The 24,352-nt window shown below is 67.3% G+C and carries 23 protein-coding genes; 10 read left to right on the plus strand and 13 right to left on the minus strand.

The window, feature by feature from the left end:
• Positions 1-171: 171 nt before the first annotated feature.
• Together uvrC and argC are read left to right on the plus strand one after the other, a co-directional pair.
• Complete coding sequence (gene uvrC, locus CEW88_RS03560; RefSeq protein WP_108964712.1) at positions 172-2,052, plus strand: excinuclease ABC subunit UvrC; 1,881 nt, start codon at positions 172-174, stop codon at positions 2,050-2,052.
• Positions 2,053-2,180: 128 nt separating this feature from the next.
• Positions 2,181-3,122, plus strand: a complete 942-nt coding sequence (gene argC / locus CEW88_RS03565; RefSeq protein WP_108964713.1) for an N-acetyl-gamma-glutamyl-phosphate reductase — start codon at positions 2,181-2,183, stop codon at positions 3,120-3,122.
• A gap of 198 nt (positions 3,123-3,320) precedes the next feature.
• Here the strand turns inward: argC and ychF are convergent, their stop codons facing one another.
• Genes ychF through CEW88_RS03585 form a run of 4 tightly spaced genes read right to left on the minus strand, consistent with a single transcriptional unit; the run spans position 3,321 to position 7,398 of the window.
• Positions 3,321-4,418 carry a redox-regulated ATPase YchF gene (ychF, locus tag CEW88_RS03570; RefSeq protein ID WP_108964714.1) on the minus strand — a complete coding sequence of 366 codons (1,098 nt, stop codon included), beginning with the start codon at positions 4,416-4,418 and terminating at the stop codon, positions 3,321-3,323.
• A 43-nt stretch (positions 4,419-4,461) separates the two neighbouring features.
• A complete protein-coding gene (locus CEW88_RS03575; protein ID WP_108964715.1) occupies positions 4,462-5,847 on the minus strand; it encodes an MATE family efflux transporter in 1,386 nt (461 codons plus the stop codon).
• A gap of 37 nt (positions 5,848-5,884) precedes the next feature.
• Positions 5,885-6,790, minus strand: coding sequence for a nickel/cobalt transporter (locus tag CEW88_RS03580; protein WP_108964716.1), 906 nt, complete (start codon positions 6,788-6,790; stop codon positions 5,885-5,887).
• Positions 6,775-7,398, minus strand: a complete 624-nt coding sequence (locus CEW88_RS03585) for a DUF1007 family protein (protein ID WP_108964717.1) — start codon at positions 7,396-7,398, stop codon at positions 6,775-6,777. The genes CEW88_RS03580 and CEW88_RS03585 overlap by 16 nt, the downstream gene beginning before the upstream one ends.
• A 119-nt stretch (positions 7,399-7,517) precedes the next feature.
• On the opposite strand from CEW88_RS03585, the gene CEW88_RS03590 reads away from it, so the two are divergent.
• Positions 7,518-8,150 carry a DUF2461 family protein gene (locus tag CEW88_RS03590; protein WP_108964718.1) on the plus strand — a complete coding sequence of 211 codons (633 nt, stop codon included), beginning with the start codon at positions 7,518-7,520 and terminating at the stop codon, positions 8,148-8,150.
• A 9-nt stretch (positions 8,151-8,159) separates the two neighbouring features.
• Here the strand turns inward: CEW88_RS03590 and ppk2 are convergent, their stop codons facing one another.
• Together ppk2 and CEW88_RS03600 are read right to left on the minus strand one after the other, a co-directional pair.
• Complete coding sequence (gene ppk2 / locus CEW88_RS03595; protein ID WP_108964719.1) at positions 8,160-9,140, minus strand: polyphosphate kinase 2; 981 nt, start codon at positions 9,138-9,140, stop codon at positions 8,160-8,162.
• A gap of 86 nt (positions 9,141-9,226) precedes the next feature.
• Positions 9,227-10,114 (minus strand): NAD-dependent epimerase/dehydratase family protein, encoded by an 888-nt coding sequence (locus tag CEW88_RS03600; RefSeq protein WP_108964720.1) that lies wholly within the window; start codon positions 10,112-10,114, stop codon positions 9,227-9,229.
• 176 nt (positions 10,115-10,290) lie between these two features.
• On the opposite strand from CEW88_RS03600, the gene trpA reads away from it, so the two are divergent.
• Positions 10,291-11,082, plus strand: a complete 792-nt coding sequence (gene trpA / locus CEW88_RS03605; protein WP_108964721.1) for a tryptophan synthase subunit alpha — start codon at positions 10,291-10,293, stop codon at positions 11,080-11,082.
• A 146-nt stretch (positions 11,083-11,228) separates the two neighbouring features.
• Here trpA and CEW88_RS03610 read toward each other — a convergent pair whose 3' ends face one another.
• Positions 11,229-11,921 (minus strand): hypothetical protein, encoded by a 693-nt coding sequence (locus CEW88_RS03610; protein ID WP_108964722.1) that lies wholly within the window; start codon positions 11,919-11,921, stop codon positions 11,229-11,231.
• A gap of 305 nt (positions 11,922-12,226) precedes the next feature.
• On the opposite strand from CEW88_RS03610, the gene ltnD reads away from it, so the two are divergent.
• From ltnD to CEW88_RS03635, 5 genes are read left to right on the plus strand one after another with little or no spacing between them, the layout of a single operon-like run.
• Positions 12,227-13,120 (plus strand): L-threonate dehydrogenase, encoded by an 894-nt coding sequence (gene ltnD / locus CEW88_RS03615; RefSeq protein WP_108964723.1) that lies wholly within the window; start codon positions 12,227-12,229, stop codon positions 13,118-13,120.
• Positions 13,120-14,346 (plus strand): 3-oxo-tetronate kinase, encoded by a 1,227-nt coding sequence (otnK, locus tag CEW88_RS03620; protein ID WP_108964724.1) that lies wholly within the window; start codon positions 13,120-13,122, stop codon positions 14,344-14,346. Before ltnD ends, otnK begins: the two co-directional genes overlap by 1 nt.
• Positions 14,343-14,987 (plus strand): 3-oxo-tetronate 4-phosphate decarboxylase, encoded by a 645-nt coding sequence (gene otnC / locus CEW88_RS03625; protein ID WP_108964725.1) that lies wholly within the window; start codon positions 14,343-14,345, stop codon positions 14,985-14,987. The genes otnK and otnC overlap by 4 nt, the downstream gene beginning before the upstream one ends.
• A gap of 3 nt (positions 14,988-14,990) precedes the next feature.
• Complete coding sequence (locus CEW88_RS03630; protein WP_108964726.1) at positions 14,991-15,770, plus strand: hydroxypyruvate isomerase family protein; 780 nt, start codon at positions 14,991-14,993, stop codon at positions 15,768-15,770.
• A gap of 19 nt (positions 15,771-15,789) precedes the next feature.
• Entirely contained in the window at positions 15,790-16,725 is a 936-nt protein-coding gene (locus CEW88_RS03635; RefSeq protein WP_108964727.1) for a 2-hydroxyacid dehydrogenase, read from the plus strand.
• A gap of 56 nt (positions 16,726-16,781) precedes the next feature.
• Here CEW88_RS03635 and CEW88_RS03640 read toward each other — a convergent pair whose 3' ends face one another.
• From CEW88_RS03640 to CEW88_RS03665, 6 genes are all read right to left on the minus strand, one after another.
• Entirely contained in the window at positions 16,782-18,065 is a 1,284-nt protein-coding gene (locus CEW88_RS03640; RefSeq protein ID WP_254694427.1) for an MFS transporter, read from the minus strand.
• Positions 18,066-18,206: 141 nt separating this feature from the next.
• The gene (locus CEW88_RS03645; protein WP_108964729.1) at positions 18,207-19,112 is read right to left on the minus strand and encodes a sugar kinase; all 906 of its coding nucleotides are present in this window, start codon (positions 19,110-19,112) and stop codon (positions 18,207-18,209) included.
• Positions 19,109-20,260 carry a fumarylacetoacetate hydrolase family protein gene (locus CEW88_RS03650; RefSeq protein WP_108964730.1) on the minus strand — a complete coding sequence of 384 codons (1,152 nt, stop codon included), beginning with the start codon at positions 20,258-20,260 and terminating at the stop codon, positions 19,109-19,111. The genes CEW88_RS03645 and CEW88_RS03650 overlap by 4 nt, the downstream gene beginning before the upstream one ends.
• 52 nt (positions 20,261-20,312) lie before the next feature.
• The gene (locus CEW88_RS03655; protein WP_108964731.1) at positions 20,313-21,686 is read right to left on the minus strand and encodes an FAD-binding oxidoreductase; all 1,374 of its coding nucleotides are present in this window, start codon (positions 21,684-21,686) and stop codon (positions 20,313-20,315) included.
• A 127-nt stretch (positions 21,687-21,813) separates the two neighbouring features.
• Positions 21,814-22,725 (minus strand): dihydrodipicolinate synthase family protein, encoded by a 912-nt coding sequence (locus CEW88_RS03660; RefSeq protein WP_108964732.1) that lies wholly within the window; start codon positions 22,723-22,725, stop codon positions 21,814-21,816.
• A 35-nt stretch (positions 22,726-22,760) separates the two neighbouring features.
• Positions 22,761-23,360, minus strand: a complete 600-nt coding sequence (locus CEW88_RS03665) for a LysE family translocator (protein ID WP_108964733.1) — start codon at positions 23,358-23,360, stop codon at positions 22,761-22,763.
• A 226-nt stretch (positions 23,361-23,586) separates the two neighbouring features.
• Here CEW88_RS03665 and CEW88_RS03670 point away from each other — a divergent pair, with 226 nt between their 5' ends.
• Entirely contained in the window at positions 23,587-24,348 is a 762-nt protein-coding gene (locus CEW88_RS03670) for an SDR family oxidoreductase (RefSeq protein WP_108964734.1), read from the plus strand.
• Positions 24,349-24,352 lie beyond the last annotated feature (4 nt).

Raw genomic sequence — 24,352 nt, forward strand, 5'->3', positions numbered from 1 at the left:
TGGGCAATTTAACGAAACCGTCCAAATACAAGGGAAAATCAGCGAAGCCGGGATTTGACCCTCAGGGTTATCCACAGGAATGGTGGATGCATTCCTCCTTGATCTCGGGGGGCCGGCATTGCAGCGAGGCGCAGAATCAAGGCATGCCGTGAACAGACCGGAAACGACGTGATGGACGACGAAGCAGACATCCAGAAAACGGCCCCGAAGCGCGGCTACGAGGTGATCCAGGGCTACCTGCGGACGCTGGATTCGAGCCCCGGTGTCTACCGCATGCTCGATGACCAGAGCCGCGTGCTCTACGTCGGCAAGGCGCGCAATCTCAAGGCGCGGGTGTCGAGCTATTCGCGGCCCTCGGCGCAGCATTCGCGGCGGATCACCCGGATGATCTCGGACACCGCTTCGATGATGTTCCTGACGACGCGCACCGAGACCGAGGCGTTGCTGCTCGAACAGAACCTGATCAAGCAGCTCAAGCCGAAGTTCAACGTGCTGCTGCGCGACGACAAGAGCTTCCCGAACATCCTTGTCACCACCGGGCACGATTACCCGCAGATCAAGAAGCACCGCGGCGCCAAAACCGAGAAGGGCGCCTACTACGGTCCCTTCGCCAGCGCCGGGGCGGTGAATCGCACGCTGACCCAGCTGCAGCGGGTGTTCCTGCTGCGCAATTGCACCGACTCGATGTTCGAGAGCCGCACGCGGCCCTGCCTGCTGTTTCAGATCCGTCGCTGCTCGGGGCCTTGCACCGGCGAGATCAGCCGCGACGACTACGCCGAATCCGTCGCCGATGCGCAGCGGTTCCTCTCGGGCAAATCGACCGAGATGCAGGCGCGGCTGGCGGACCAGATGATGGCGGCCTCCGAGGCGATGGAGTTCGAGCGCGCCGCGGCCCTGCGCGACCGCATCCGCGCGCTGACGCAGGTGCAGTCGGTGCAGGGGATCAACCCGCAGGGCGTGGAGGAGGCCGATGTCGTGGCGCTTCATCTCGAGCACGGACAGGCCTGCGTGCAGGTCTTCTTCATCCGCTCGGGTCAGAACTGGGGCAACCGCGACTTCTACCCACGCGTCGGCGAGGACGTGGAAGAGGCCGAGGTGCTCGAGGCCTTCCTCGGCCAGTTCTATGACAGCAAGGAGCCGCCGCGCCTGCTGCTGCTCAGCCACGAGATCGAGAACGCCGACCTGATGTCCGAGGCGCTGACGGGCAAGCTCGGTCGCAAGGTCGAGATCGCCGTACCGAAGCGCGGCGAGAAGGCCGAGCTGATCGAGGGCGCGGCGCGTAACGCCCGCGAGAGCCTCGCCCGGCGCATGGCCGAGACCGCGACGCAGGCCAAGCTGCTGCGCGGCGTGGCCGAGGCCTTCGGGCTCGACGGGCCACCGCAGCGCATCGAGGTTTACGACAACTCGCACATCATGGGCACCAATGCCGTCGGCGGGATGATCGTTGCCGGGCCCGACGGCTACATGAAAAACCAGTACCGCAAGTACAACATCCGCGGCGAGGACCTCGTACCGGGCGACGACTTCGGCATGATGAAGGAGGTGCTGACGCGCCGCTTCACCCGGCTGCTGAAAGAGGACCCGGACCGCTCGAAGGGGCTCTGGCCCGACCTGCTGCTGATCGACGGCGGTGCCGGTCAGGTCTCGGCGGTCTGGGAGATCATGCAGGAATACGGCGTCGAGGACATCCCCATGGTGGGCGTGGCCAAGGGTGTCGACCGCGACCATGGCAAGGAAGAATTCCACCGCATCGGCACGCGGCCCTTCGCGCTGCAGCGCAACGATCCGGTGCTCTACTTCATCCAGCGCCTGCGCGACGAGGCGCACCGCTGGGCCATCGGCACCCACCGCGCCAAGCGCGCCAAGGCGCAGATGGCCAACCCGCTCGACGAAGTGCCCGGCGTCGGTGCGGCCCGCAAGCGCGCGCTGCTGCAGCACTTCGGCTCGGCCAAGGCGGTGGCGCGGGCGAATCTCGCGGACCTCAAAGCGGTGGATGGCGTCAGCGAAGCGCTGGCCGAGCGAATCTACGACTTTTTCCACGAGAAGGGGTAGGAGCTCGTTTCTTCGAGGAAACGTGCAATAGGGTTCGAAGGCTTTTGATCCGCGCCTGAGGGCAGCGTAGTTCCACTGGCGCGCGGTCCATGCTATGGCGGCGCGACGTTTACCCAAGGAGAGAGGCCATGGCCCACAAGGTGTTCATCGACGGCGAGGCTGGCACGACCGGTCTGCAGATCCGCGAGCGGCTGGAGCAGCGCGCGGACATCACGCTCGTTCAGGTGGACCCGGCTCGACGCAAGGACGCCGGCGCGCGCTCCGAGGCGCTGGCCGAGGCCGATGTGGCCATTCTCTGCCTGCCCGACGATGCCGCGCGCGAGACCGTGACGCTGGCCGAGCCGCATGGCACCAAGATCATCGACGCCTCGACCGCGCATCGCGTCGCCGAGGGCTGGGTCTTCGGCTTTGCCGAGATGGCCGAGGGCCAGCGCGAGGCCATTGCGGCGGCGCAGTATGTCTCGAATCCCGGCTGCTGGTCGACCTGTGCCATCGCGCTCATTCGCCCGCTCGTCGGCGCCGGCCTTATCGACCCGGCCTCGGCCCCGGCGATCTCGGGCGTTTCGGGCTACACCGGCGGCGGCAAGGGCATGATCGCCGAGTACGAGAGCGGCGAGACCTCTGGCTCGTTCCTCTATGGTGCGTCGCAGGGTCACAAGCACCTGCCGGAGATCGTCAAGCACGGTCTGCTGAGCGCGGTGCCGCTCTTCGTGCCCTCAGTCGGCGCCTACGCACAGGGCATGGCGGTCGCGGTGCAGCTGCCGGCGATGGGTACGGATGGCATGGAAGCGGCAGAGGCCGCGCTCAAGGCGGCCTATGCCGGCGAGCGCTTCGTGTCGGTGGTTGATGCCTCAGTGCACGCGCCGCGCGTCATGCCGCAGCGGCTGAACGGCACCAATACGCTGGAGCTGTCGGTGCACGGCAACCCGGCAACCGGGGCAGTGACGCTGATCGGCGTGCTCGACAATCTCGGCAAGGGCGCCTCGGGCGCGGCGGTGCAGAACCTTAACATCATGCTCGGCTGCGACGAGGCGGCGGGGCTGCAAGCCGGGACGGCTGCGGCGGCCTGATGGCGCAAGGAGGGGCGCTGCCCCTCTTGGCCTTCAGCCAATGCACCCGGCGTGTTTGGACATGGAAAAAGGGCGCGGGCCACGGGGGCCGCGCCTTTTTTCGGGTGCGCAGAGGGGGCGTGAGGTGGCGCAGACCCCACAAAAAGCGCGGCGCCCCTCGGGGAGCGCCGCGCCGGATGTCCGGAGATGCCGGAGCGGTCAGGTGTTGAACAGGAAGTGCAGCACGTCGCCATCCTTGACCACGTAGCTCTTGCCTTCAGCGCGCATCTTGCCCGCTTCCTTGGCGCCCTGTTCGCCCTTGGCGGCGACGTAGTCGTCATAGGCGATGGTCTCGGCGCGGATGAAGCCACGCTCGAAGTCGCCATGGATCACGCCGGCGGCCTGCGGCGCCGCTGTTCCGTGCTTGATCGTCCAGGCGCGGGCTTCCTTGGGGCCGACGGTGAAATAGGTCTCGAGGTGCAGCAGCTCGTAGCCGGCGCGGATCAGCCGGTCGAGCCCGGCCTCTTCGAGGCCCAGTTCCGACAGGAACATTTCGGCTTCCTCGGCGTCGAGCTGGCTGATCTCTTCCTCGATCTTGGCAGAGATCACCACGTGGCTGTTGCCCTGCGCAGCGGCCATCTCGGCGACCTTTGCCGAGAGCGCGTTGCCGGTGGCGGCCTCGCTTTCGTCGACGTTGCAGACGTAGAGCACCGGCTTGGAGGTCAGCAGCTGCAGCATGCGCCACTGCTTGAGGTCCTCGGCATCGACCTCGACGAGGCGCGCCGGCTTGCCCTGCTCGAGCATCGCCATGGCGTCCTTCATCAGGCGCTCCTGTTGGACCGCCTCCTTGTCGCCGCCGCGCACCTTGCGCACGATGTTCTGCAGGCGCTTTTCAAGGCTCTCCATGTCGGCGATGATCAGCTCGGTCTCGATGGTCTCGGCATCGGCGACCGGATCGACGCGGCCGTCGACATGGGTGACGTCGTCATCTTCGAAGCAGCGCAGCACGTGGGCGATGGCGTCGGTCTCGCGGATGTTGGCGAGGAACTGGTTGCCGAGGCCCTCGCCTTTCGACGCACCCTTCACCAGCCCGGCGATGTCGACGAAGGTCATCCGGGTGGGGATGATCTGCTTCGAGCCGGCAATTTCCGCCAGCGTGTCGAGCCGCGGATCGGGCACGGCCACGTCGCCGACGTTGGGCTCGATCGTGCAGAAGGGGAAGTTGGCCGCCTGTGCGGCGGCGGTCTTGGTCAGGGCGTTGAACAGCGTTGATTTGCCCACGTTGGGCAGACCCACGATCCCCATGCGAAATCCCATGTCGTGCTCCTTGGCTCGGGCTTGGCGTATGATCGCGCCGCTTCTAGTCGCCGTCCGCGCCCCTTGCAAGCGCGAGGCCCGACAGATGCGGCACCTGGCGGTGCCAGAAGCGCCAGTAGAGCAGCGCCGAGGCCAGCCCGAGGCCAAAGCTCAGCCCCATCCAGACCCCGCCCGCGCCGAAACCGAGCGGGAAGCCCAGCACATAGGCCGCGGGCATGCCGACAATCCAGTAGGAGACGGCGGCGATCAGCATCGGCACGCGGGTGTCCTTCATGCCGCGCAGCACGCCCAGCACGATCACCTGGACCGAGTCGACCAGTTGGAAGATCGCGGCCATGGCCAGCAGCAGCGAGCCGAGGCGCAGGATCTCATTGTGATGGGGGTCTTCGGCCGACAGGAAGAGGTTGATCAGCGTCTCGGGGATGCCGAGGAAGAGAATCACGGTGATCACCACGATCCCGAGAGACAGGATCTGTGCGGCGACCGTGCTGCGGGTGAGGAACGACAGATCGCTCCGGCCCATGGCCTGTCCGGCGCGCACGGTGGCGACGTTTGAGAGCCCCAGGTGCACCATGAAGATCGCGCCCGAGAGCTGCATGGCGATGCCATGCGCGGCCAGCGGCACGGTGCCGAGCCAGCCGACCATCACCGCGGTGGCGGCGAAAAGGCCGACCTCGGCCAGCGTGGTCAGCCCGATCGGCCAGCCGAGGTGGAACACCTCGCGCAGCATCTCCATGTCGGGACGCCAGAAATGGAACCAGATCTGGTGCTCGGGCAGTTGCAGTCGGGCGTAGATGACAACTCCGGCGAAGGCGGCGCCATGGGCGAAGAGCGAGGCGATGGCGGCGCCGGTGATCCCGAGTTCCGGCGCGCCCCAGTTGCCGAAGATCAGCGCGTAGTTGGCCAGCCCGTTGACCACCGCGGCGGCCACGGTGATCCAGAGCACCGCGCGGGTGTGCTCGAGCGCGGCGAGGTAGCTCTTGAAGACCATTACGCCGAGGGCCGGCAGCAGCCCGACGCCGGCGATGCGCAGGTAGGTCTGGGCGTTGGCGGCGACCAGCTCGGCCTGGCCGAGCAGCAGCAGAAGCGGCCTTGAGTACCAGAACAGCGGCAGCGCCAAGAGGAAGAAGGCAATCGACAGCCAGAGCGCCATGCGCGTGGTGCGGCGCACGTTCGGCTCGTCGCCGCGCGCGGCATATTGCGCGACCATCGGCATGACGGCGAAGGCGAAGCCCGATCCGAAGAGGAAGAGCACCGAAAAGACCGTCATCGAAAGGCTCAGAGCGGCAAGTTCGGGCACCCCGTAGCGGCCCATCATCACCATGTCGGTCAGGCCGATGGTGAGCTGCGCCAAATGGCCGCCGATCAGCGGCAGGCCCATCATCAGAACGGCGCGGATGTGGGCGGAATAGGGGAGAACTTGCGACATAATTGGGCTTTAGAAGGCGGTCGGGCTTCGCGCAACCTCAGAGTGAGCCGAGCAGCAGTTGCCCCGCCAGAAGTGTGACCAAAGCGCCCGCCGCGGTCTCGAGCAGGGCCAGCGCGCGGGGCATGCCGGGGCCGATGGCGTGGCGCGTGAGCGCGCCTTCGCGAAGCGTGACAGAGGCGAGGGCGACGACCAGCGTCACGCTCGCGGTGCCGAGCCCCATGGCAAAGGCGCCAAGGATGCCGGCGCCGGCGATGCCCATGCGCCAGGTGAGGATCAACAGGAAAAGCGCGCCGGTGCAGGGGCGCAGGGCGATGGCCCCGACCAGCAGCAGCGCGTCTCGGAGCGAGTGGACCTCCTGCGCCTGCTCAAGGCTCGGGCCATGGGCATGGCCGCAGCTCGGGCAGAGGTTGTCGTGGTCGTGGTCGTGGTGGTGATGAGCGTGCGGCCGGGGCACCGCCCGCAGCCTGCGCGCCCCACGCAGCAGCAGCCAGAGGCCGATTGCTGCGATCGCGGCGTAGCTGGCCGGGGCGAACCAGACCTCGGCCGCCGCAGTCATCCGTTCGCGGCCCCAACCCAGCAGGCCGACCCCGGCGTAGACCAGCAGCACTGCTGCGGCCGCTTGGGCAACGCTCGAGGTCACCGCCAGAACCGAGAGCCTCCAGAGCGCCACCCGCCGGCCGAGCCCGTAGCCGCCGATCAGCAGCTTGCCATGGCCTGGCCCCGCCGCGTGGAAGAAACCGTAGCCAAAGCAGACCGTCATCAGCGCGAGAAGCGCACCCGGCTCGCCCGCGCGCAGCGCCCGCAGACCCCGCGCCATGGCGTTCTGCGCCTCGCGCTGGCCCTCGATGGCCATGAGCGCAATCCGCTCCGCGCCGCCGAAGCCCCAGAGCCAGATGGCCAGCCCCAGCACCGCGAGCGCTGCGAGGGTCAGGAGCCGGCGCATGTCACCTCGATGCGATCGGCAAAATTCCGGCCGGGTTCGATTTCGAGGAACTGGTCTTCGGGGATCTGCGCCAGCTCGGCCTGCATCTTCTTCGCGGCCGCGTCGAGATCGGGCTTGCGCACCTCCGCGCGGCAGGGGGCGGGCAGCGTGATCGGCAGGCTGGCCTCGAAGGCGATATAGTAGGTCGGATCATAGGGCTCGATCACCAGCCCCTCGGCGGGGGCGGGGGTTACGCTGCGGCGGTGCACCGAGGTGATCCGCCCCTCGTCGATCGCCACGGAGACGAACTCGGGCGCTCCGAGCTCCAGCTTCGCGCCATCGGAGTACATATAGAGGTCACCCTCGAAACCCTCGTACCAATTGTCGAGATCAAAGCGTTCCAGCGCGGTCAGCTCGGCCGCTGTCAGCGCACCGTCGCCGTCGGGGTCGAGCCCCATGTCCTCGAGGATCAACAGCGAGAAAAAATCGTCGTAGCGCCACGTGACCTCCACCGAGGTGACCCGCCGGTCCGCACCGACGTCCAGCGCCAGCCCGACATCGGCGAAAACATGAGGGTGCGCGAGTGCCTGTGCACCGATGCTGATCCCGGCCATGGCAATGCAGAGCATCGCGACTCCTCGCGGCCCGGCGGAGCGATGAAGCCTTAGTTTACCTAAGGGCATGCCATTTCCCGTGGTCATGTTAGGCTGGCCATATTTGAGACATGATTCCCTTAGGAAGTTTTTTTATGGCTAGTTTGATTGATCTGACGGCGTTTGCGCCCCAGGCCCGGCGTTTTCTGACCGAACTCGAAGCAAACAACGATCGCGCGTGGTTCAGCGCCAACAAGCAGCGCTACGACAGCGAGGTCAAGCGCCCGGCGGAGCTTATGATTGCGCAGATCACCCCCGAGCTCGAAATCCTGAGCGGAGACCTGCCGAGACCGAAACTCTTCCGCCCGCAGCGCGACGTGCGCTACAGCGACGACAAGCAGCCCTTTCACACGCATCTGCACGCGCTCTGGTCCCTGCCGGACGGGCGGGCCTGGTATTTCGCGCTGTCGAAGGATTACGCCACCGCGGGCGCGGGTATCCTCGCTTTCGACGGCCGTAGGATGCTGGCTTGGCAGGCAGCGCTGATGGGGCCGGAGGGCGACGAGCTGGAGCGGATCATCGCGCGCAGCGGCGCGCGGATCGATCCGGCGCCCAGTCCGACCTCCGAGGTGCCGCCGGGGCCGCGGGCCAAGCTGATGCGCCGCCCGGGCTGCGTGCTCTGGATCGACGAAATATATGAGGACCTGGTGCCCGACCCGGTGGCGACGCTGCTTCAGTGCTATAGCCGGCTGCAGCCGTTGCAGGACTGGCTCGGCACACGTCTCTGAGCGTGCCGCTCAGGCGCCGTTGCCCGGCCCCGGCGTGGCGCCGAGGATATGGTCGGAGCGGTGAATGACGTGCCCCGCGCCGCCGACGATGAGCGGATCGGGCGGCGTGGCGATGCGGTGGTCCTTGCCGGGATAGTCCAGCGTCGACAGGAAATGCCGCATGCAGTCGAGCCGGGCGCGTTTCTTGTCGTCGGATTTCACCACGGTCCAGGGCGCATCGGCGGTGTCTGTATAGAAGAACATCGCCTCCTTCGCCTCGGTGTACTCGTCCCACTTGTCGAGGCTCGCCTTGTCAATGGGCGAGAGCTTCCATTGTTTTAGCGGATCGGTCTCGCGGCTCTGGAAACGGGCCTTCTGCTCGTCGCGGGTGACCGAGAACCAGTACTTGTAGAGCCTTATCCCCGAGCGCACGAGCATCCGTTCCAGTTCCGGGGTCTGGCGCATGAACTCGAGGTACTCGTTGGGCTCGCAGAACCCCATGACCCGCTCGACCCCGGCCCGGTTGTACCACGAGCGGTCGTAGAGCACGATTTCGCCTGCGGTGGGAAGGTGCTCGACATAGCGCTGGAAATACCATTGCCCGCGCTCCTGCTCGCTGGGCTTGTTCAGCGCAACGACGCGCGCGTGGCGGGGGTTGAGATGCTCGGTGAAGCGCTTGATCGTGCCGCCCTTGCCGGCGGCGTCGCGGCCCTCGAAGAGCAGCACGAACTTCTGCCCAGTCTGCAAGGCCCAGAGCTGCACCTTCAGCAACTCGGCTTGCAGTCGCGCCTTTTGCACCTCGTAGCCGCGCCGGGCCATTTTCTTGGCGTAGGGGTATTCGCCAGTCTCGAAGGCGCGGCGGATTTCGTCCTGCGTGGGTCCGTGCCGGTGGGCCGCGTGCACCGGCGCCTGCAGTGGCACGGAGCCGGCCGACCGGGTCGACGCCGTTTGCGGATCGGCACCGGGCACGTCAGGCTCTTCGGGCCCGGAGGCTTTCGGCATCTCGGTCATGGCGGATCCCTTCGGACGGGGGACGGTGTCAGCCTGGGGTGCCAGCCTGCGCCCTGCCATGCGCCCTGTCAAATCCGGCGGGGCGATCAGCCCGCAAGCTCGCTGCGCCAGTCGTGCTTTGGCGAAAACCCGAGCATGCGCTTGGCCTTGGCATTGCTGTAGAAGGCCTGGCGCGGCTGCATCGGGCTCTTCACCGGCACCCCGTCATAGAACCGCGCGCGGATCTCCTCGTTGTCCTGCGGCACCGCCAGATCGTCGTTGGCCACGTTGAAGATCTGGAAGCCGAGCCCATCCACCTCGAGGCAGCGGCTGACCATCTGGGCCAGGTCGCGCACGTCGATGTACCCGAAGATGTTGCGCAGCCGCGGGGCGGGGTCGTCGGCATAGGCTGGAAAATCGCGGTGGTAGTCCTCGATCTCGCAGACGTTTGAGATGCGCAGACCGTAGATGTCCTGCCCGCTGCGGCGCTGGATGCCGCGCGCGGTGACCTCGCCCGCGACCTTCGACAATGCGTAGGCGTCTTCGGGGATCACCGGGTGCTCCTCGTCGATGGGCAGATACTCGGGCTTGCGGTCGCCCCGCGCGAAGCAGACGCCATAGGCCGTTTCCGAGCTGGCGAAGACCACCTTGGGAATGCCGAGCGTCGCCGCCGCCTCCAGCACGTTGTAGGTCGAGAGCGTGTTGACCCGGTAGCTCTCGCAATCGGGCTTGATGAGGATGCGGGCGAGGGCGCCGAAATGCACCACGGCATCGAACTTGAGCGGCCCCGTGCTGTCGAGCTCGTCGAAGCCCGCAAGCGAGGTCATCGCGCCGAAGACCTGCCCGGGGTCGGTCAATTCGGTGATCAGGTCGTGCACGCCCGGATGACCCAGCGGTGCGAGGTCCGCGTTGAGGATGCTGTGACCCTCTTCGGCAAGATGCCGTACCACGTGCCGCCCCGCCTTGCCGCTCCCGCCGGTGAACAGAATGCGCATGTCGTCCTCCCTCTTTCTCTGGCCACACCATCCCGAGCAAATCCGCGAAGGTCCAGAGGGGGGCAGTCGATTTTCACCCCATTGATTTTCCCGGACGTATCCGGCACAGGTTTCGCGACATTCCGGAGGTCGCCGCGCCTTTCGCCAGTGACCCGCCTCTGAAGGGAAGGACCGCCATGACCCGTATCGACGCCAAGTTCGCCGCGCTGAAGGCCGAGGGGAAGAAGGGCTTCGTTGCCTACGTGATGGCCGGGGACCCGGATTACGACAGCTCGCTCGAGCTTGTGCGCGGTCTGCCGGGGGCCGGTGTCGACGTGATCGAGCTGGGCCTGCCCTTCACCGATCCCATGGCCGATGGCGAGACCATCCAGCTCGCCGGCCAGCGCGCGCTCGAGGCGGGCATGACGCTGAACCGCACGCTGCAGCTCGTGCGTGACTTCCGCACTGGAGACGACACCACCCCGATCGTGCTGATGGGGTATTACAACCCGATCTACAGCCACGGCGTCGACCGCTTCCTTGTCGAGGCGCGCGAGGCCGGCATCGACGGTCTGATCATCGTCGACCTGCCACCCGAAGAGGACGAGGAACTCTGCATCCCGGCGCAAAAGGCAGGCCTCAATTTCATCCGCCTCGCCACGCCCACCACCGACGACAAGCGCCTGCCCAAGGTGCTGCAGAACACCTCGGGCTTCGTCTACTACGTCTCGATCACCGGCATCACCGGCGCCGCCGCGGCGCAGGCCACCGACGTCGGCCCCGAGGTCGCGCGGATCAAGGCCGGCACCGACCTGCCGATCATTGTCGGCTTCGGTATCCGCACACCGGAAGCCGCCGAGAGCATCGCTTCCGTCGCCGACGGCTGCGTCGTCGGCTCGGCCATCGTCGGGGCCATGGCCGAGGGCAAGCCCGTCTCGGAGGTGCTGGCCTTCGTGAAGTCCATCGCCGACGGGGCCCACCGCGCCTGAGCGCCGCACTGCGCCACCTGAGAGCCGCGCCGGTTGCCGTGCGCGGCTTTTGCATGTCCGCCGCCCCGTGCGACGTTAGGCCCCGGCATTTTCCACCAACCGGTGTGCCGCGCGAAATTGCGGGCAATAAACACTGGAATCCGGCATCAGGGTTCTATCAGGCCCTGACGCGGAAAAACTCTCGAAAGGGCTTTGCCTTGGTATTTGCGCGCGGTTTGAAGCGCCTTGCTAAAAGGTTGGCGCAACCAGGAGTGGTGTCTTTCCAAGGGTAGTTCGCTCCAGGCTGAATAAATGCCCGTCGAACGTTCATGGTAGAGAGTCTCGACGAGTGCCGCGTAGTCGGCGCTGGCAAAGGCGCTGACATGCCTGCGGACGAGATGAAGGTCGGCCACCGGGTAGACACCCTCGAGGTCGATCATCGAGGATTGCCCTTGCCACTCCAGCGTATGAGCCTGCCCGAACTGAACCGCGAAATACTGTGTCTCGACGGTGCGCCGCGCCACGAGGTCGAAGAAATCATTGTTCCTTTTTGTGGGCTTGACGCATTCGTCCATGACATAGCCCCGACAGAGCCCGTCCGAAAGGATCAGGGCCCGCAGCGCTGGCACGGTCGAGGAGTCGTAAAAGCCGCTTTGAAGCGCGCCGAGCAGATTGTCCCGGCGAACGTGATTGCGGTTCCACACCTTGTAGAAGAGCCGATTGCCGGTCGCGGACGCCCCGCGACGGGTCGAAAAGACCCAGCGGGAATGATCCTGTGTACCGTATTGCGCCCTGACCACCTTTTGCACGTCCAGTGTTCGAAAATTAATTTGAGACAATTCAATGGTCTCAATCTGCATGTGCCACTCCGGTACACAAAAATAAAAAAATGCTACGTGGTCCATATTCCAGCTGTCAAGATATCCCGCGCGAGCCGTAAGGGAGACGCGCTCATATCCGGTGTTGCTGTCACGCAAAGGTTTGCGAGAGTGAAGGTCGCGCGTTTGGCGGAGCCCGCCGCGCGGAGGAACAGCCCTCCTGCCGAAACCCCAACCCAAGGATGCGCGGCTGACGCCCGCCTTTGCCGGGGGGCGGCCACCCGGATTGACTCTCCCACGCGCAGACGTCATCCTCATTTGGTATACCATTTTGCGGGGGGAGCGCTTTGGCAGAGATCACGGTGATCGGGCTCGGCTCGATGGGCATGGGCATGGCGCAGTCGCTGCTGCGTGCCGGGCACGTTGTGCACGGGCTGGATATTTCAACCGAACGCACGGCGGCCTTCGAGGCCGAGGGCGGCGCGCCGGGCAGTCTCGCCGAGGCGCTGGGCGCGAGCTCGGTGCTGGTCTGCGTTGTGCTCAACGCGGCGCAGACGCGCGAGGTGCTCTTCGGTCCGGGCGGCGCGGCGGAACATCTGGCCGAGGGCGCGGCGATCATTTCCTGCGCGACCATCGCGCCAAGCCAGGCGCGCGAATTGGCCGAAATGGCCTCGGCGAAAGGCTTGCACTACCTCGACGCGCCGATCTCCGGCGGGGCGATCAAGGCGGCGCAGGGGCAGCTCTCGGTCATGGCCTCGGGCACGCCAGAGGCCTTTGAGGCCGCCGCGCCCGCGCTCGACGCCATGGCCGCCACCGTGCACCGGCTCGGCGACGCGGCCGGCGCGGGCAGCGCGATGAAGGCGGTGAACCAGTTGCTGGCGGGCGTGCATATCGCCGCCATGGGCGAGGCGATGGCGCTCGGCATCAGCCAGGGGCTCGACCCGGCGCGCATCGTCGAGGTGATCTCGGCCTCCGCAGGCACCAGCTGGATGTTCGAGAACCGCGGGCCGCATGTGGTGGAGGGCGACTACACGCCGCGCTCGGCGGTGAATATCTGGCCTAAGGATCTCGGCATCGTCGGCGGCATCGCGGGCGAGGCGCAGCTTCCCGTGCCGATGACCGAGGCCGCTCTGTCGCAGTTCAAATCCGCTGCCGAGGCGGGCGACGGGCTGATCGACGATGCCGCGGTGATCAAGGTCTACGCCCGCGCCGCAGGGCTCACCCTGCCGGGAGACGCGTGATGCTGCTGGGCTGTATCGGCGACGATTTCACCGGCTCGAGCGATCTTGGCAACACGCTGGTCAAGCAGGGCATGCGCACCGTCCAATACGTTGGCGTGCCGAAAACCGACGCCGCGCCGGATGTCGAGGCCGGGGTGGTGGCACTCAAGTCGCGCTCCATTCCCGCCACCGAGGCGGTGAAACTGTCTCTGCAGGCGCTGGAGTGGCTGAAGGCGCAGGGCTGCGAGCAGTTCCTTTTCAAGTATTGCTCGACCTTCGATTCGACGGCCGAGGGTAACATCGGTCCGGTTGCCGAGGCGCTGGCCCATGCCCTGGGCACCCAGAGCGTGATCTTCTGTCCGGCCTTCCCGGCGACGGGGCGGACGATCTATCAGGGCCATCTCTTCGTGCAGGACCGCCTGCTGTCGGAGAGCGGCATGGAAAACCACCCGCTCACACCGATGAAAGACCCGGACCTGCGCCGCGTGCTCGCCGCGCAAGTGTCGCGCGGGGTTGGCCATGTGCCCGCCAGCACGGTGTGGCAGGGGGCCGAGGCGATCCGCGCACGGCTGACCTCCGAGACGGAGGCGGGCCGCGGCTTCGTCATTGCCGATGCGATCCGCGACGAGGATCTCCTGACCTGGGGCAAGGCGCTCGAGGGCGTGAAACTGCTCACCGGCGGCTCGGGCATCGCGCTCGGCCTGCCGGGCAACTTCGCGCTGTCCGGCAAGGCGGGCGCATGGACCGGGCAGGGCGGGCAGGTGGTCGCGCTGTCGGGCTCCTGCTCCAACGCCACGCGGGCGCAGGTGGCTGCCCACGGCGGGCCGAAGCGCGAGATCACGGCCGAGGAGGCGCTTGGCGTGCTCGAGGCCGAGACCCTCGCCGACTGGGCGCTGGCGCAGGACGGGCTGCCGCTGATCTACTCCTCGGCTGAGCCTGCCACGGTCGCCGCCGCGCAGGAAAAGCATGGTCGCGAAAAGGTCGCCGCCGCGCTCGAGGGGCTGTTCGCCCGGACCGCCGCCGCGCTGACCGCAAGGGGCGTCAAGCGGATCATCAGCGCCGGGGGCGAGACCTCGGGCGCGGTGGTCGAGGCGCTGGCCCCCGAGGCGCTGGAAATCGGCCCCGAGATCGACCCCGGCGTGCCGGTCATGCGCGCGGGCGAGATGGTGCTGGCGCTGAAATCCGGCAACTTCGGCGCCGAGGACTTTTTTGCCAAGGCCGCCAGGGTGATGGAGCAGGGGGCATGACCGAGAGCAAGCTGCGCGAGCAGATCTGCGAGATGGCCGCCTCGATGTTCGCGCGTGGCCTGACCGGTGGCGCCTCGGGCAATATCTCGGCCCGTACCGAGGACGGCGGTCTACTCGTCTCGCCCACCGGCTCGAGCTTCGGCAGTCTCGATCCGGCACGGCTTTCGCGCTTCGACGACAGGGGCCAGCTGATCGGCGGCGACCAACCGACGAAGGAAATTTCGCTGCACAGCGCCTTCTACGAGACGCGCGGCAAGACCGGGGCGGTGGTGCATCTGCATTCGACCCACGCCGTGGCCTGGTCGATGATGCCCGATATCGACCCGCAGAACCTGCTGCCGCCGCTCACCGCCTATGCGGTCATGCGGCTCGGCAAGGTGCGGCTGCTGCCCTTCTTCGTGCCCGGCGATCCGGCCATGGGCGACGCGGTGCGCGGGCTGGCGGGCAAGCGCTCGGCAGTGGTGCTGGCCAATCATGGCCCCGTGGTCGCGGGCAAGGACCTCGAGGCCGCCGTCTACGCGATGGAAGAGCTCGAGGAGACCGCCAAGCTCGCCTTGCTGCTGAAGGGCCACCAACCGCGCATGCTCACCTCGGGGCAGGTGCAGAAGGTGGTCGACAAGTTTGACGTGGACTGGGACTGAGACATGAAGTTTTCCGCCAATATCGGCTTTCTCTACACCGAGCTGCCGCTGCCCGAGCGCATCCGCGCGGCGGGGCGTGACGGCTTCGACGCGGTGGAGTGCCATTTCCCCTATGACGTGCCGCCCGAGCAGGTGAAGGCCGCGCTCGACGAGACGGGTTTCGACATGCTCGGGCTCAACACCATTCCCGGCACCCCGGCGGCGGGTGATTTCGGCCTCGCCGCCTTGCCGGACCGCCGCGAGGACGCCGCGGCGGCAGTGCGGCAGGCGGTGGCCTATGGTGCGGCGATCGGGGCAAGGAACGTCCATGTGATGGCGGGGCGCACCGATGGCGGGTCCGAGGCCGAGGCGGCCTACCGCGAGACTCTGAGCCTCGCCTGCGATCTCGCGGGCGCGGCGGGCATGGGGGTGCTGATCGAGCCGATCAACCATCGCGACGTGGCGGGCTATCACCTCAGCCGTGTCGAGCACGCCGCCGAGATCATCGAGGCGCTGGGGCGGGACAACCTGCGCATCATGTTCGACTGCTATCATACGCAGATCATGCAGGGCGACCTGACCGAGCGCTTCAAGGCGCATCTGCCGATGATCGGCCACGTGCAGATTGCCGCCGTGCCGGACCGCGGCGAGCCCGATGGCGGCGAGATTTGCTTCGAACGCCTGCTGGCCTCCTTTGCCGAGGCCGGGTGGGAGGCACCGGTGGGCGCGGAATACAAGCCGCGCGGCGGGGATACCAAGGCGGGCCTCGGCTGGCTCGCCCCCCTGCGCGCGGCGCTGGCTTGAGTTGAAAGGGATCGAAGAGATGACGGATGTACTGGCAGTCGGCAAGCCCGACCAGATGAGCCGCGCGCCGCTGGCCGAACTGGGCTGGACCCATGTGGAGAGCCTCGACGCCGCGCAGGGGCTGGACGAGGACACGCGCAAGGCCGTGAAGGCGATCGCGTTCTACGGCCACAGCCCCTTTGCGGGCGCGCAGATGGACGCCTTCCCGAACCTCGGCCTCATCGCCAATTTCGGCGTCGGCTATGACGCGATCAATGTTCCCGACGCCTCGGCGCGCGGCATCAAGGTGACCAACACGCCTGACGTGCTGAACGACGACGTGGCGGACCTCGCCGTGGCCATGCTTCTCGATTTCTGCCGCGACATGCGCGGCGCCGAGGCACGGGTGCGCTCGGGGGCCTGGAGCAAGGACGGCGCGCATCCGCTGCAGCGCAAGATGAGCGGACAGAAGGCGGGCATCCTCGGCATGGGGCGGATCGGACGCGAGATCGCGGACCGGCTCGCGGCCTTCAAGATGGAAATGCACTACCATTCGCGCTCCGAGAAGGAGACGCCCGGCTGGACCTACCACGCCGATCCCGTCTCGCTGGCACGCGAGGTGGACTTCCTGGTGATCGCCCTCGTCGGCGGTCCGGCCACCGAGGGCTACGTGTCGAAGGAGGTGATCGAGGCGCTGGGACCGACCGGCGTGCTGATCAACATCTCGCGCGGCACGACCGTGGACGAGGAGGCCCTGATCGAAGCGCTGCAGAAGGGCACCATCGAGGGCGCGGGTCTCGACGTGTTCCTCAACGAGCCCAACCCCGACGCGCGCTTCCTGACTATCGAGAACGCCGTACTGCAGCCGCACCAGGCCTCGGCCACGCGCGAGACGCGCACCGCCATGGGCCAGCTCCAGCGCGACAACATCGCGGCCTTTATCGCTGGCAAGGAGCTGCTGACGCCGGTCAACTGAGGCGCAAACTTTCTTTGAAGAGATTTGGCCCCTGCGTGACGCGGGGGCCTTTTCGTTCAGGCCGCGCGGGTGCCGGTCGTGTCGACCCCGGCAAAGCCCGCATCAAGCCGCCGCCACGCCCAGGCGGTCAGCACGATCACGCCCGCAGCCGCCACGTAAAACGGCATCTGCAGCGCCAGGCTGCGCGGCATCACCGCCTCGGCGGCGCTGACCACAAGCCCGGAGGCCAACAGGCCGACCGGCATCATCCCCCAGGCGAAGAGCCGGTAGGTGGCATTGACCCGCCCGAGGATCTCGTCGGGCACGTGCCGCTGGCGGTAGGAGACCGAGACCGTGTTCCACACCAGCCCGCAGAACTCGAAGGCCGCGAGCACCGCCGCCACCGCCCAGCTGTTCGGCGCCAGCGGCAGCGCGGCGAAGGCCAGCGCCGATGCCAGGGTCATCCATTGCGCCGAGGCGCCGCTGCCCAGCCTGCGCACGATACGCTCGGCGAAGAACCCGCCCAACACCCCGCCAAGCGCCCCCGCCGCCAGCACCAGACCGTAGCCCGAGGCTCCGAGACCGAGGTTCTCCTGCACGTGCAGAACCAGCGCGATGACCACCATCTGGTGCAGCAGGTTCCACACGCCGGTGATCACCGCCAGCAGCCGCAAGAGCCCCGAGCCGCGCAGGAAAGCGAGCCCGTCGCCAAGCTCCTTCTTCCAGTCGCGGGTCCCGGTCCGTCGGGGCGTGAAACGCCCCTTGAGCGAGTGCATCAGCCCCACTGCAATCAGGAAGCACAGGGCGTTCAGCGCGAAGGGCAACCAGACCACCGAGGCGATGAGGAAGGCCCCGACCGCGGGGCCGAGCAGCGCGTTGCCGACCATCTCGACGCTCCAGAGCCGGCCGTTGGCGCGTTCGAGCTTATCATGCGGCACAATGGCGGGCAGCATGGTCTGCGCGGCGCTGTCGCGGAACACCTCTGCGGTGCCCACAAGCAGCGCGCAGCCGAGGAGGGCGGCGAAGAGCGCGGGGTCGGCGGTGCCCGTGTCCGGGGCCGGCGCGAGCGGCAGGGCAAGCCAGATCGTGACCGCCGCAAGCGCAAAGGCGCAGGCGCGCACAACATCCATACAAAGGATCAGCCGCCGCCGGTCCACCCGGTCGGTGACCACTCCGGCGGGAAGGGCGAAGAGGAACCACGGCAGCCGCAGGGTGATCGGCATCAGCGTGACCAGCAAGGGATCGCGGGTCAGCAGCGTCGCGAGCCAGGCCCAGACCACCACGGCGACGCCATCGGCGAGATTGGTCATGCCACTGGCAAGTATGAAACGGTGCAGGGGGCTGGGAGGGGAAGGGGTCACGCGGTGTCCTTGGGAAGCTTCATCTGAGTCGGGGTGAGCCTAATTCCTCAAGTCCAGTTGAGGTCAACCCGAGGCCCGCGCGCCGGGACATCTCTTCCGCCTTCCTTCGCGGCAGGTGGGTGTCCCCGCCCGTGGCGGGGCTCAGCCGAAGATCGCGGGCACCAGCGCACCGCGAGCCTGGATCACCTTGGCGGCGAGCCGCATGGCCTGGGCGGCGGCGTCCTGCGGTGCCATGCCCTGTGCCAGCCCGGCCAGCAGCCCGGCGGCAAAGCTGTCGCCCGCCGCGGTGGTGTCGACCACCTCGGCCACGGTCTCGGCGGCGATCTCGTGCCGCCCGGCCTCGCGCTGCCATAAGTGCAGCGCTGCGCCGCCCTGTTTCACCGCCACCATGTCTGCGCCGCCCTTGCGGTAGCGCTCGATGGTCTCGGAGGGGCTCGCGTCGCCGAAGAGCTCTTCTTCCTCGTCGAAGCTCGGCAGCACGATGTCGGCGGTGCGCGCGCCCATGGTCAGGCCGGCGCGCATCGCTTCGGTGCTTTCCCACAGTCGGGGCCGCAGGTTGGTGTCGAACGACACGATCGCCCCCCTCGAGCGCGCCTTGGCCAGCGCGCCGCAGAAGGCCTCGCGCTGCTTCGGCGGCAGGATCGCCAGCGTGATGCCCGAGAAGTGGATCATGTCGCGCCCCTTGAGGATGCCGTCGAGCCAGCCGAGGTCATCGGCCATCAGCTTCGCCGCCGACTGGCCGCGCCAGTAGGAAAAGCTGCGCTCGCCGTTCTCAAGCGAGATCATGTAGAGCCCGACGGTGCGGTCGGGAATGCGCCGGATGGTCGAGACATCCACGCCTTCGCCCGAGATGAACTGGAGCATCTCGCTGCTCACCGCATCCTCGCCCACGCAGGTGCCGTAGCTCACCGTCCACTCCTCAGGGAGCAGGCGGCGGGCATACCATGCGGTGTTGAACGTGTCGCCGGCAAAGCCGCGCTTGTAGAGGCCGTCTCCGGCCTGCGACAGTTCCACCATGCATTCTCCGAGGGCGAGGAAAGCGGTCACAGAAGATTTCTCCGGGCAAGGTTACGCATCAGCGCCCCGGTGCCGAAGGTCCATTCCGGGGCCTCGGTGGAGAGCCGGACTGTGTTCTGCAGCGCGCCGAGCGCGGGTTCGGAGATGCTTACAACGTCTCCGACGTGATGTGTAAACCCCTGACCGGGTGCGTCGCGGTCCTCGGTGGGGGCAAAGAGCGTGCCGAGGAACAGCAGGAAGCCGTCCGGGTACTGGTGATGCCGCCCGATGGTCTGTGCCACGATGGAGGCCGGATCGCGGCTGATCTGGCTCATCGACGACGCGCCATTGAGGACGAATCCGTCCTCGCCCTTGACCGTCATCGTCAGTTCCGCCTTGCGCACGTCGTCGAGCGTGTAGCTCTCGTCGAAGAGGCGGATGAACGGGCCGATGGCGCAGGACGCGTTGTTGTCCTTGGCCTTGCCGAGCAGCAGCGCCGAGCGGCCCTCGACGTCGCGCAGGTTGACATCATTGCCCAGCGTCGCGCCGAGGATGTCGCCGCGCGAGTTGATCGCCAGCACGATCTCGGGCTCGGGGTTGTTCCACTTGCTGATCGGGTGCAGGCCCACCGTCGCGCCCCAGCCGACCGCCGCCATGGGCTGCGACTTGGTGAAGACCTCGGCGTCGGGGCCGATGCCGACCTCGAGGTATTGCGACCACATGCCTTCCTGCTGCAGCACGCGCTTCACCTCCATCGCCTTCTCCGAGCCGGGCTCTATGCCCGAGAGCGAGTCGCCGATGATGGATTTGACCTTGGCGCGGATCGCCTCGGCGGCGTCGGGATCGCCCGCGGCCTGTTCCTCGATCACCCGCTCGACCATCGACTGCGCGAAGGTCACACCCGAGGCTTTCACCGCCTGCAGATCGCAGGGGGCGAGCAGGTGCAGCACGTCCTCGTCCGCGCCCTCGTTCGAGCCCGTCAAGAGGTCGGCCAGCGTGCCGATCTCCTCGCCGGTGGCGGCGCGCAGGGTGGCGGCGGGGTCTTCGCTCTCCAGCAGGTCGCGCATGGTGGGAATGGTCTTGCTGGTGATGTCCACCAGCACCTCGCCGCGCAGGGCGACCAGCGCGGGGCCGACGCCGGGGCGCCAGACGCGGCCAACCAGAAGGGCATCGGGGGTAGGGTTGCTCTGTGGCAGCATGGGGGTCTCCTCCGTCTTCAGTCTTTTCTCATGGGTGTTCGGGCGCGGACGATCAGTCCGCGGGCGGCAGCAGCTTGCCCGGGTTCAGGATGCCCTGCGGATCGAAGGCGGTCTTGATCCGCCGCATCCAGTCCAGCGCCGGGCCGTGCTCGGCCTTCATGTATTTCTGCTTGCCGATGCCGATGCCGTGCTCGCCGGTCACCGTGCCGCCGAGCCGCAGCGCGGTGTCGTTGAGCTTGCCGGCAAAGGCGTGGACGGCCTCGACCTCGGCGGGGTCCTTGGGGTCGAAGCGCGCGGCACAGTGGAAGTTGCCGTCGCCGACATGGCCGACGATGGTGCTGACAAGACCCGCCGCGCGGGCATCGGCCTGCGCCTGCAGCACCGCCTCGGCTAGTTGCGAGATCGGCACGCAGACATCGGTCGCGAGCGTTCCATATTGCGCGCCGGGCCGCAGCGCGGCAGAGGCGAAATGCGCGCCGTGACGCATTTTCCACAGCGCGTTGCGGGCCTCGGTGGTATTGGCTTCGGCCCAGGCTTCCATGCCGAAATCCTCGGCGATCTCGCGGAAGCTCTGCGCCTGCTCGGCGACGCCCGAGGGGCTGCCGTGGAACTCTACGAAGAGATGCGGCTGCTCGGGCAGGTCCGATCCGGCGTGGATGTTGAAGCCGCGCACCATCATCTCGTCCACCAGCTCGATCCGCGCCATCGGCAGGCCGGACTGAATGGTCAGGATCACGCAGTTCACCGCCTGCTCGACCGAGGGAAAGCGGCAGGTGGCCGAGGCGATGCCCTCGGGCAACCCGTGCAGCTTCAGCGTCAGCTCGGTGATGATCCCGAGCGTGCCCTCGCTGCCCACCAGCAGGTGCGTCAGGTCATAGCCGGCCGAGCTCTTGCGGGCCTTGGTGCCGGTGCGGATGATGCTGCCGTCGGACATGACCGCTTCGAGCGCCAGCACGTTCTCGCGCAGCGTGCCGTAACGCACCGCCGTGGTGCCCGAGGCGCGGGTCGCCGCCATGCCGCCGAGCGAGGCGTCGGCGCCGGGATCGATCGGGAAGAAGAGGCCGGTGGCGCGCAGCTCCTCGTTCAGCTCGGTGCGGGTGACGCCGGGCTGGACCACCACGTTGAGATCCTCGGCGTTGATCTCGAGCACTTTCTTCATGCGCGAGAAGTCGAGGCTGATGCCGCCCTTCACCGCAAGGTGTTGGCCCTCGAGCGAGGTGCCCGTGCCAAAGGGGGTGATCGGCGTGCCGGTTTCGGCGCAGAAGCGGACGATGGCGGCGACCTCTTCGGTGGTCTCGGGGAAGGCCACGGCATCGGGCATGGCGAGGGGGAAATGCGCCTCGTTGCGCGCGTTCTGCTCGCGGATAGCGTCGCTGGTCGACAGGCGCTCGCCGAGGAGCTGTTCGAGGGGCGCGAAGAGGGTCATTGCGTGGGTCTCCAAGTTGAGGTGCCGGGCGCGGGTCCGCCCGCTACGGACGGAAGCCAGCACCTCGGGAGCCGGGCGAATGCCCGCCCGGCGGCATTGCCGTGCGTCCGGGCGGGCCGGCGCGGGCTTACTTGCCCCAGTTCAGCACGAGCGGATCGAGCGGCTTGATCAGCTCGATCAACATCGAAGCGGTGTCCGGATGCAAGGGGGCAATCGGGTGCCGGCAGAAGGCCGACTTGATCACGCCGCCCACCTGCATCGCGTGCTTGGCCGAGCGGAAGCCACATTGCCGGTTCTCGTGGTTCACCGCCGGCAGGATGCGGGCGTAGCCGTCGAAGGCCGCCTGCCGGTTGCCGGCAAGGAAATCCACCACGACCGGCCGGATCTGGTCGGGGATCATCGCCGAGGTCATGCAGCCCGTGGCGCCGGCGTCGAGGTCCGCGAGCAGGGTGATTGCCTCTTCACCGTCGAAGGGCGCCTCGATGGCCGCGCCGCCCTCGGCGATCAGGCTGCGCAGCTTGGCTGCGGCCTGCGGGCACTCGATCTTGAAGAGCTTCAGCATCTCGATCTCGTTGGCCATCTTGACCAGCAGCGGCACCGGCAGGTCGACACCCGAGAGCGGCGCATCCTGCAGCATGATCGGAATGCCGACCTCGCCCACCTGACGGAACTGCTCGAAGGTCTGCTCGGCGGTGCCCTTCAGCAGCGCGCCGTGGTAGGGCGGCATCATCATGACGATGTCGGCGCCAAGGTCCTTGGCGTATTGTGCCCGCTCCACGACGATCGGCGTGGCATAGTGCGAGATCGTCACGATCACCGGCACCCGGCCTGCCACATGCTCGAGGCAAAGCTTGGTGAGGATGGCGCGCTCCTCGTCCGAGATCAGGAACTGTTCCGAGAAGTTGGCGAGGATGCAGATGCCGTCGACACCCATGTCGATGGTGCAGTCGAGAACGCGCTTCATGCCCTCGAGATCGAGCGTGCCGTCCTCGTGGAACGGCGTCGGCACCACGGGCCAGCATCCGGTGTATTTCGTCATGGGTCAGGTCCTCCCGAAAAGTCTGTGTGTCTGTGTCAGGTCGCGCCGAAGGCCGACACGAGGGCCAGCGCGACGACGCCCAGCATGGCGAGCGCCATGCCGTAATTGATCCACCGCTGGGTGCGGTAGCTGAGGTTGAGCCGGTGCAGGGTCACCCCTGCCTTGAGCCAGCCGAGGTGCACCGGGATCCAGATCGCGTTCATGATGAGGATCTTGGCGGCGGTCTCGAAGCCAAGGCTCTCGGGCGCAAAGGAAAACCCGGTGAACATGGCGGTGTTGACCGCATAGGCCTTGGGGTTGATCGCCTGCAGCAGCAGACCGGCGCGGATACCCGGCGCGGACTTGGCCTCGATGAAGGCGATGCGGCTTCCCGCGAGCGCGATGCGCGCGGAAAGATAGAGCAGGTAGCACACCGACAGCGCCATCAGCACCACCCGCACCGCGGGGGCCGACAGGATGATCGCGGCGAAGCCGGTGAGCACGAGGGTCATCACGAGGTTGGTGCCGATGAAGAGCCCCGTGCCGTAGCGCAGACCGTCCCGCCAGCCATAGGCCGAGCCGACCCCGGCGATCGACAGCACTCCCGGCCCGGGGGTGATGAACAGAAGGAACACGGCGGCGGCAAAGCTCAGCATGGGCCGCGCTTTCGGTCCAACAGGGCTGCGCCGGGTCTGCTCACCTCGTCTCGTCCTCCTCGCCGTGCCTTAAGCCGGGTTTGCGGTTTCGCGCCTCGCCCGCTTGCATCCGGGGTCATTTGGTATACCATTTTCCTGAATACGGTCCCGCCCCGTTTTGTCAATGGTTGTTGCGGTTCTCCGCAGGACCCGGCCGCGCGGTGGGCGCATGGGAAGAGGAGCCATCATGTCCCTGTTTGATCTGACGGGCCGCACCGCGCTGGTGACCGGCTCGACCATGGGTATCGGCCATGCGCTGGCGCGCGGTCTCGCGCAGGCCGGCGCCAAGGTTCTGCTGAACGGGCGCAATCCGCAGCGGCTGGAAGAGGCCGTCGCGGCGCTGCGATCCGAAGGGTTGGAGGCCGATGCGCTCGGCTTCGACGTCACCGACCATGACAGCGTTCGCGCCGCCATCGACGGCTACGAGGCCGAGCACGGCCCCATCGACATCCTGATCAACAACGCCGGGATGCAACACCGGGGCCCGCTGGAGGAGTTCGAGCCCGAGGCCTTCGACCGGCTGATGCGCACCAATGTCTACTCGGCCTTCTACGTCGGGCAGGCGTGCGCGCGGCACATGATCGGGCGCGGGCAAGGGCGGATCGTCAACATCGCCTCGGTACAGAGCGCGCTGGCGCGACCGGGCATCGCGCCCTACACCGCCTCGAAGGGGGCGATCACCAACCTGACCAAGGGCATGGCGACGGACTGGGCGAAACACGGGCTCAACTGCAACGCCATCGCGCCGGGCTATTTCAAGACGCCGCTCAACGCCGCGCTGGTCGCCGACCCCGAGTTCAGCGCCTGGCTGGAAAAGCGCACCCCGGCAGGCCGCTGGGGCGAGGTCGACGAGCTCGTCGGCGCCTGCGTCTTCCTCTGCGCGCCGGCGTCCAGCTTCGTGAACGGCCACACGCTCTTCGTCGACGGCGGCATTACCGCCTCGTTGTAAGACA

The sequence above is a fragment of the Alloyangia pacifica genome (genome assembly GCF_003111685.1).
Lineage (GTDB): Bacteria > Pseudomonadota > Alphaproteobacteria > Rhodobacterales > Rhodobacteraceae > Salipiger > Salipiger pacificus_A.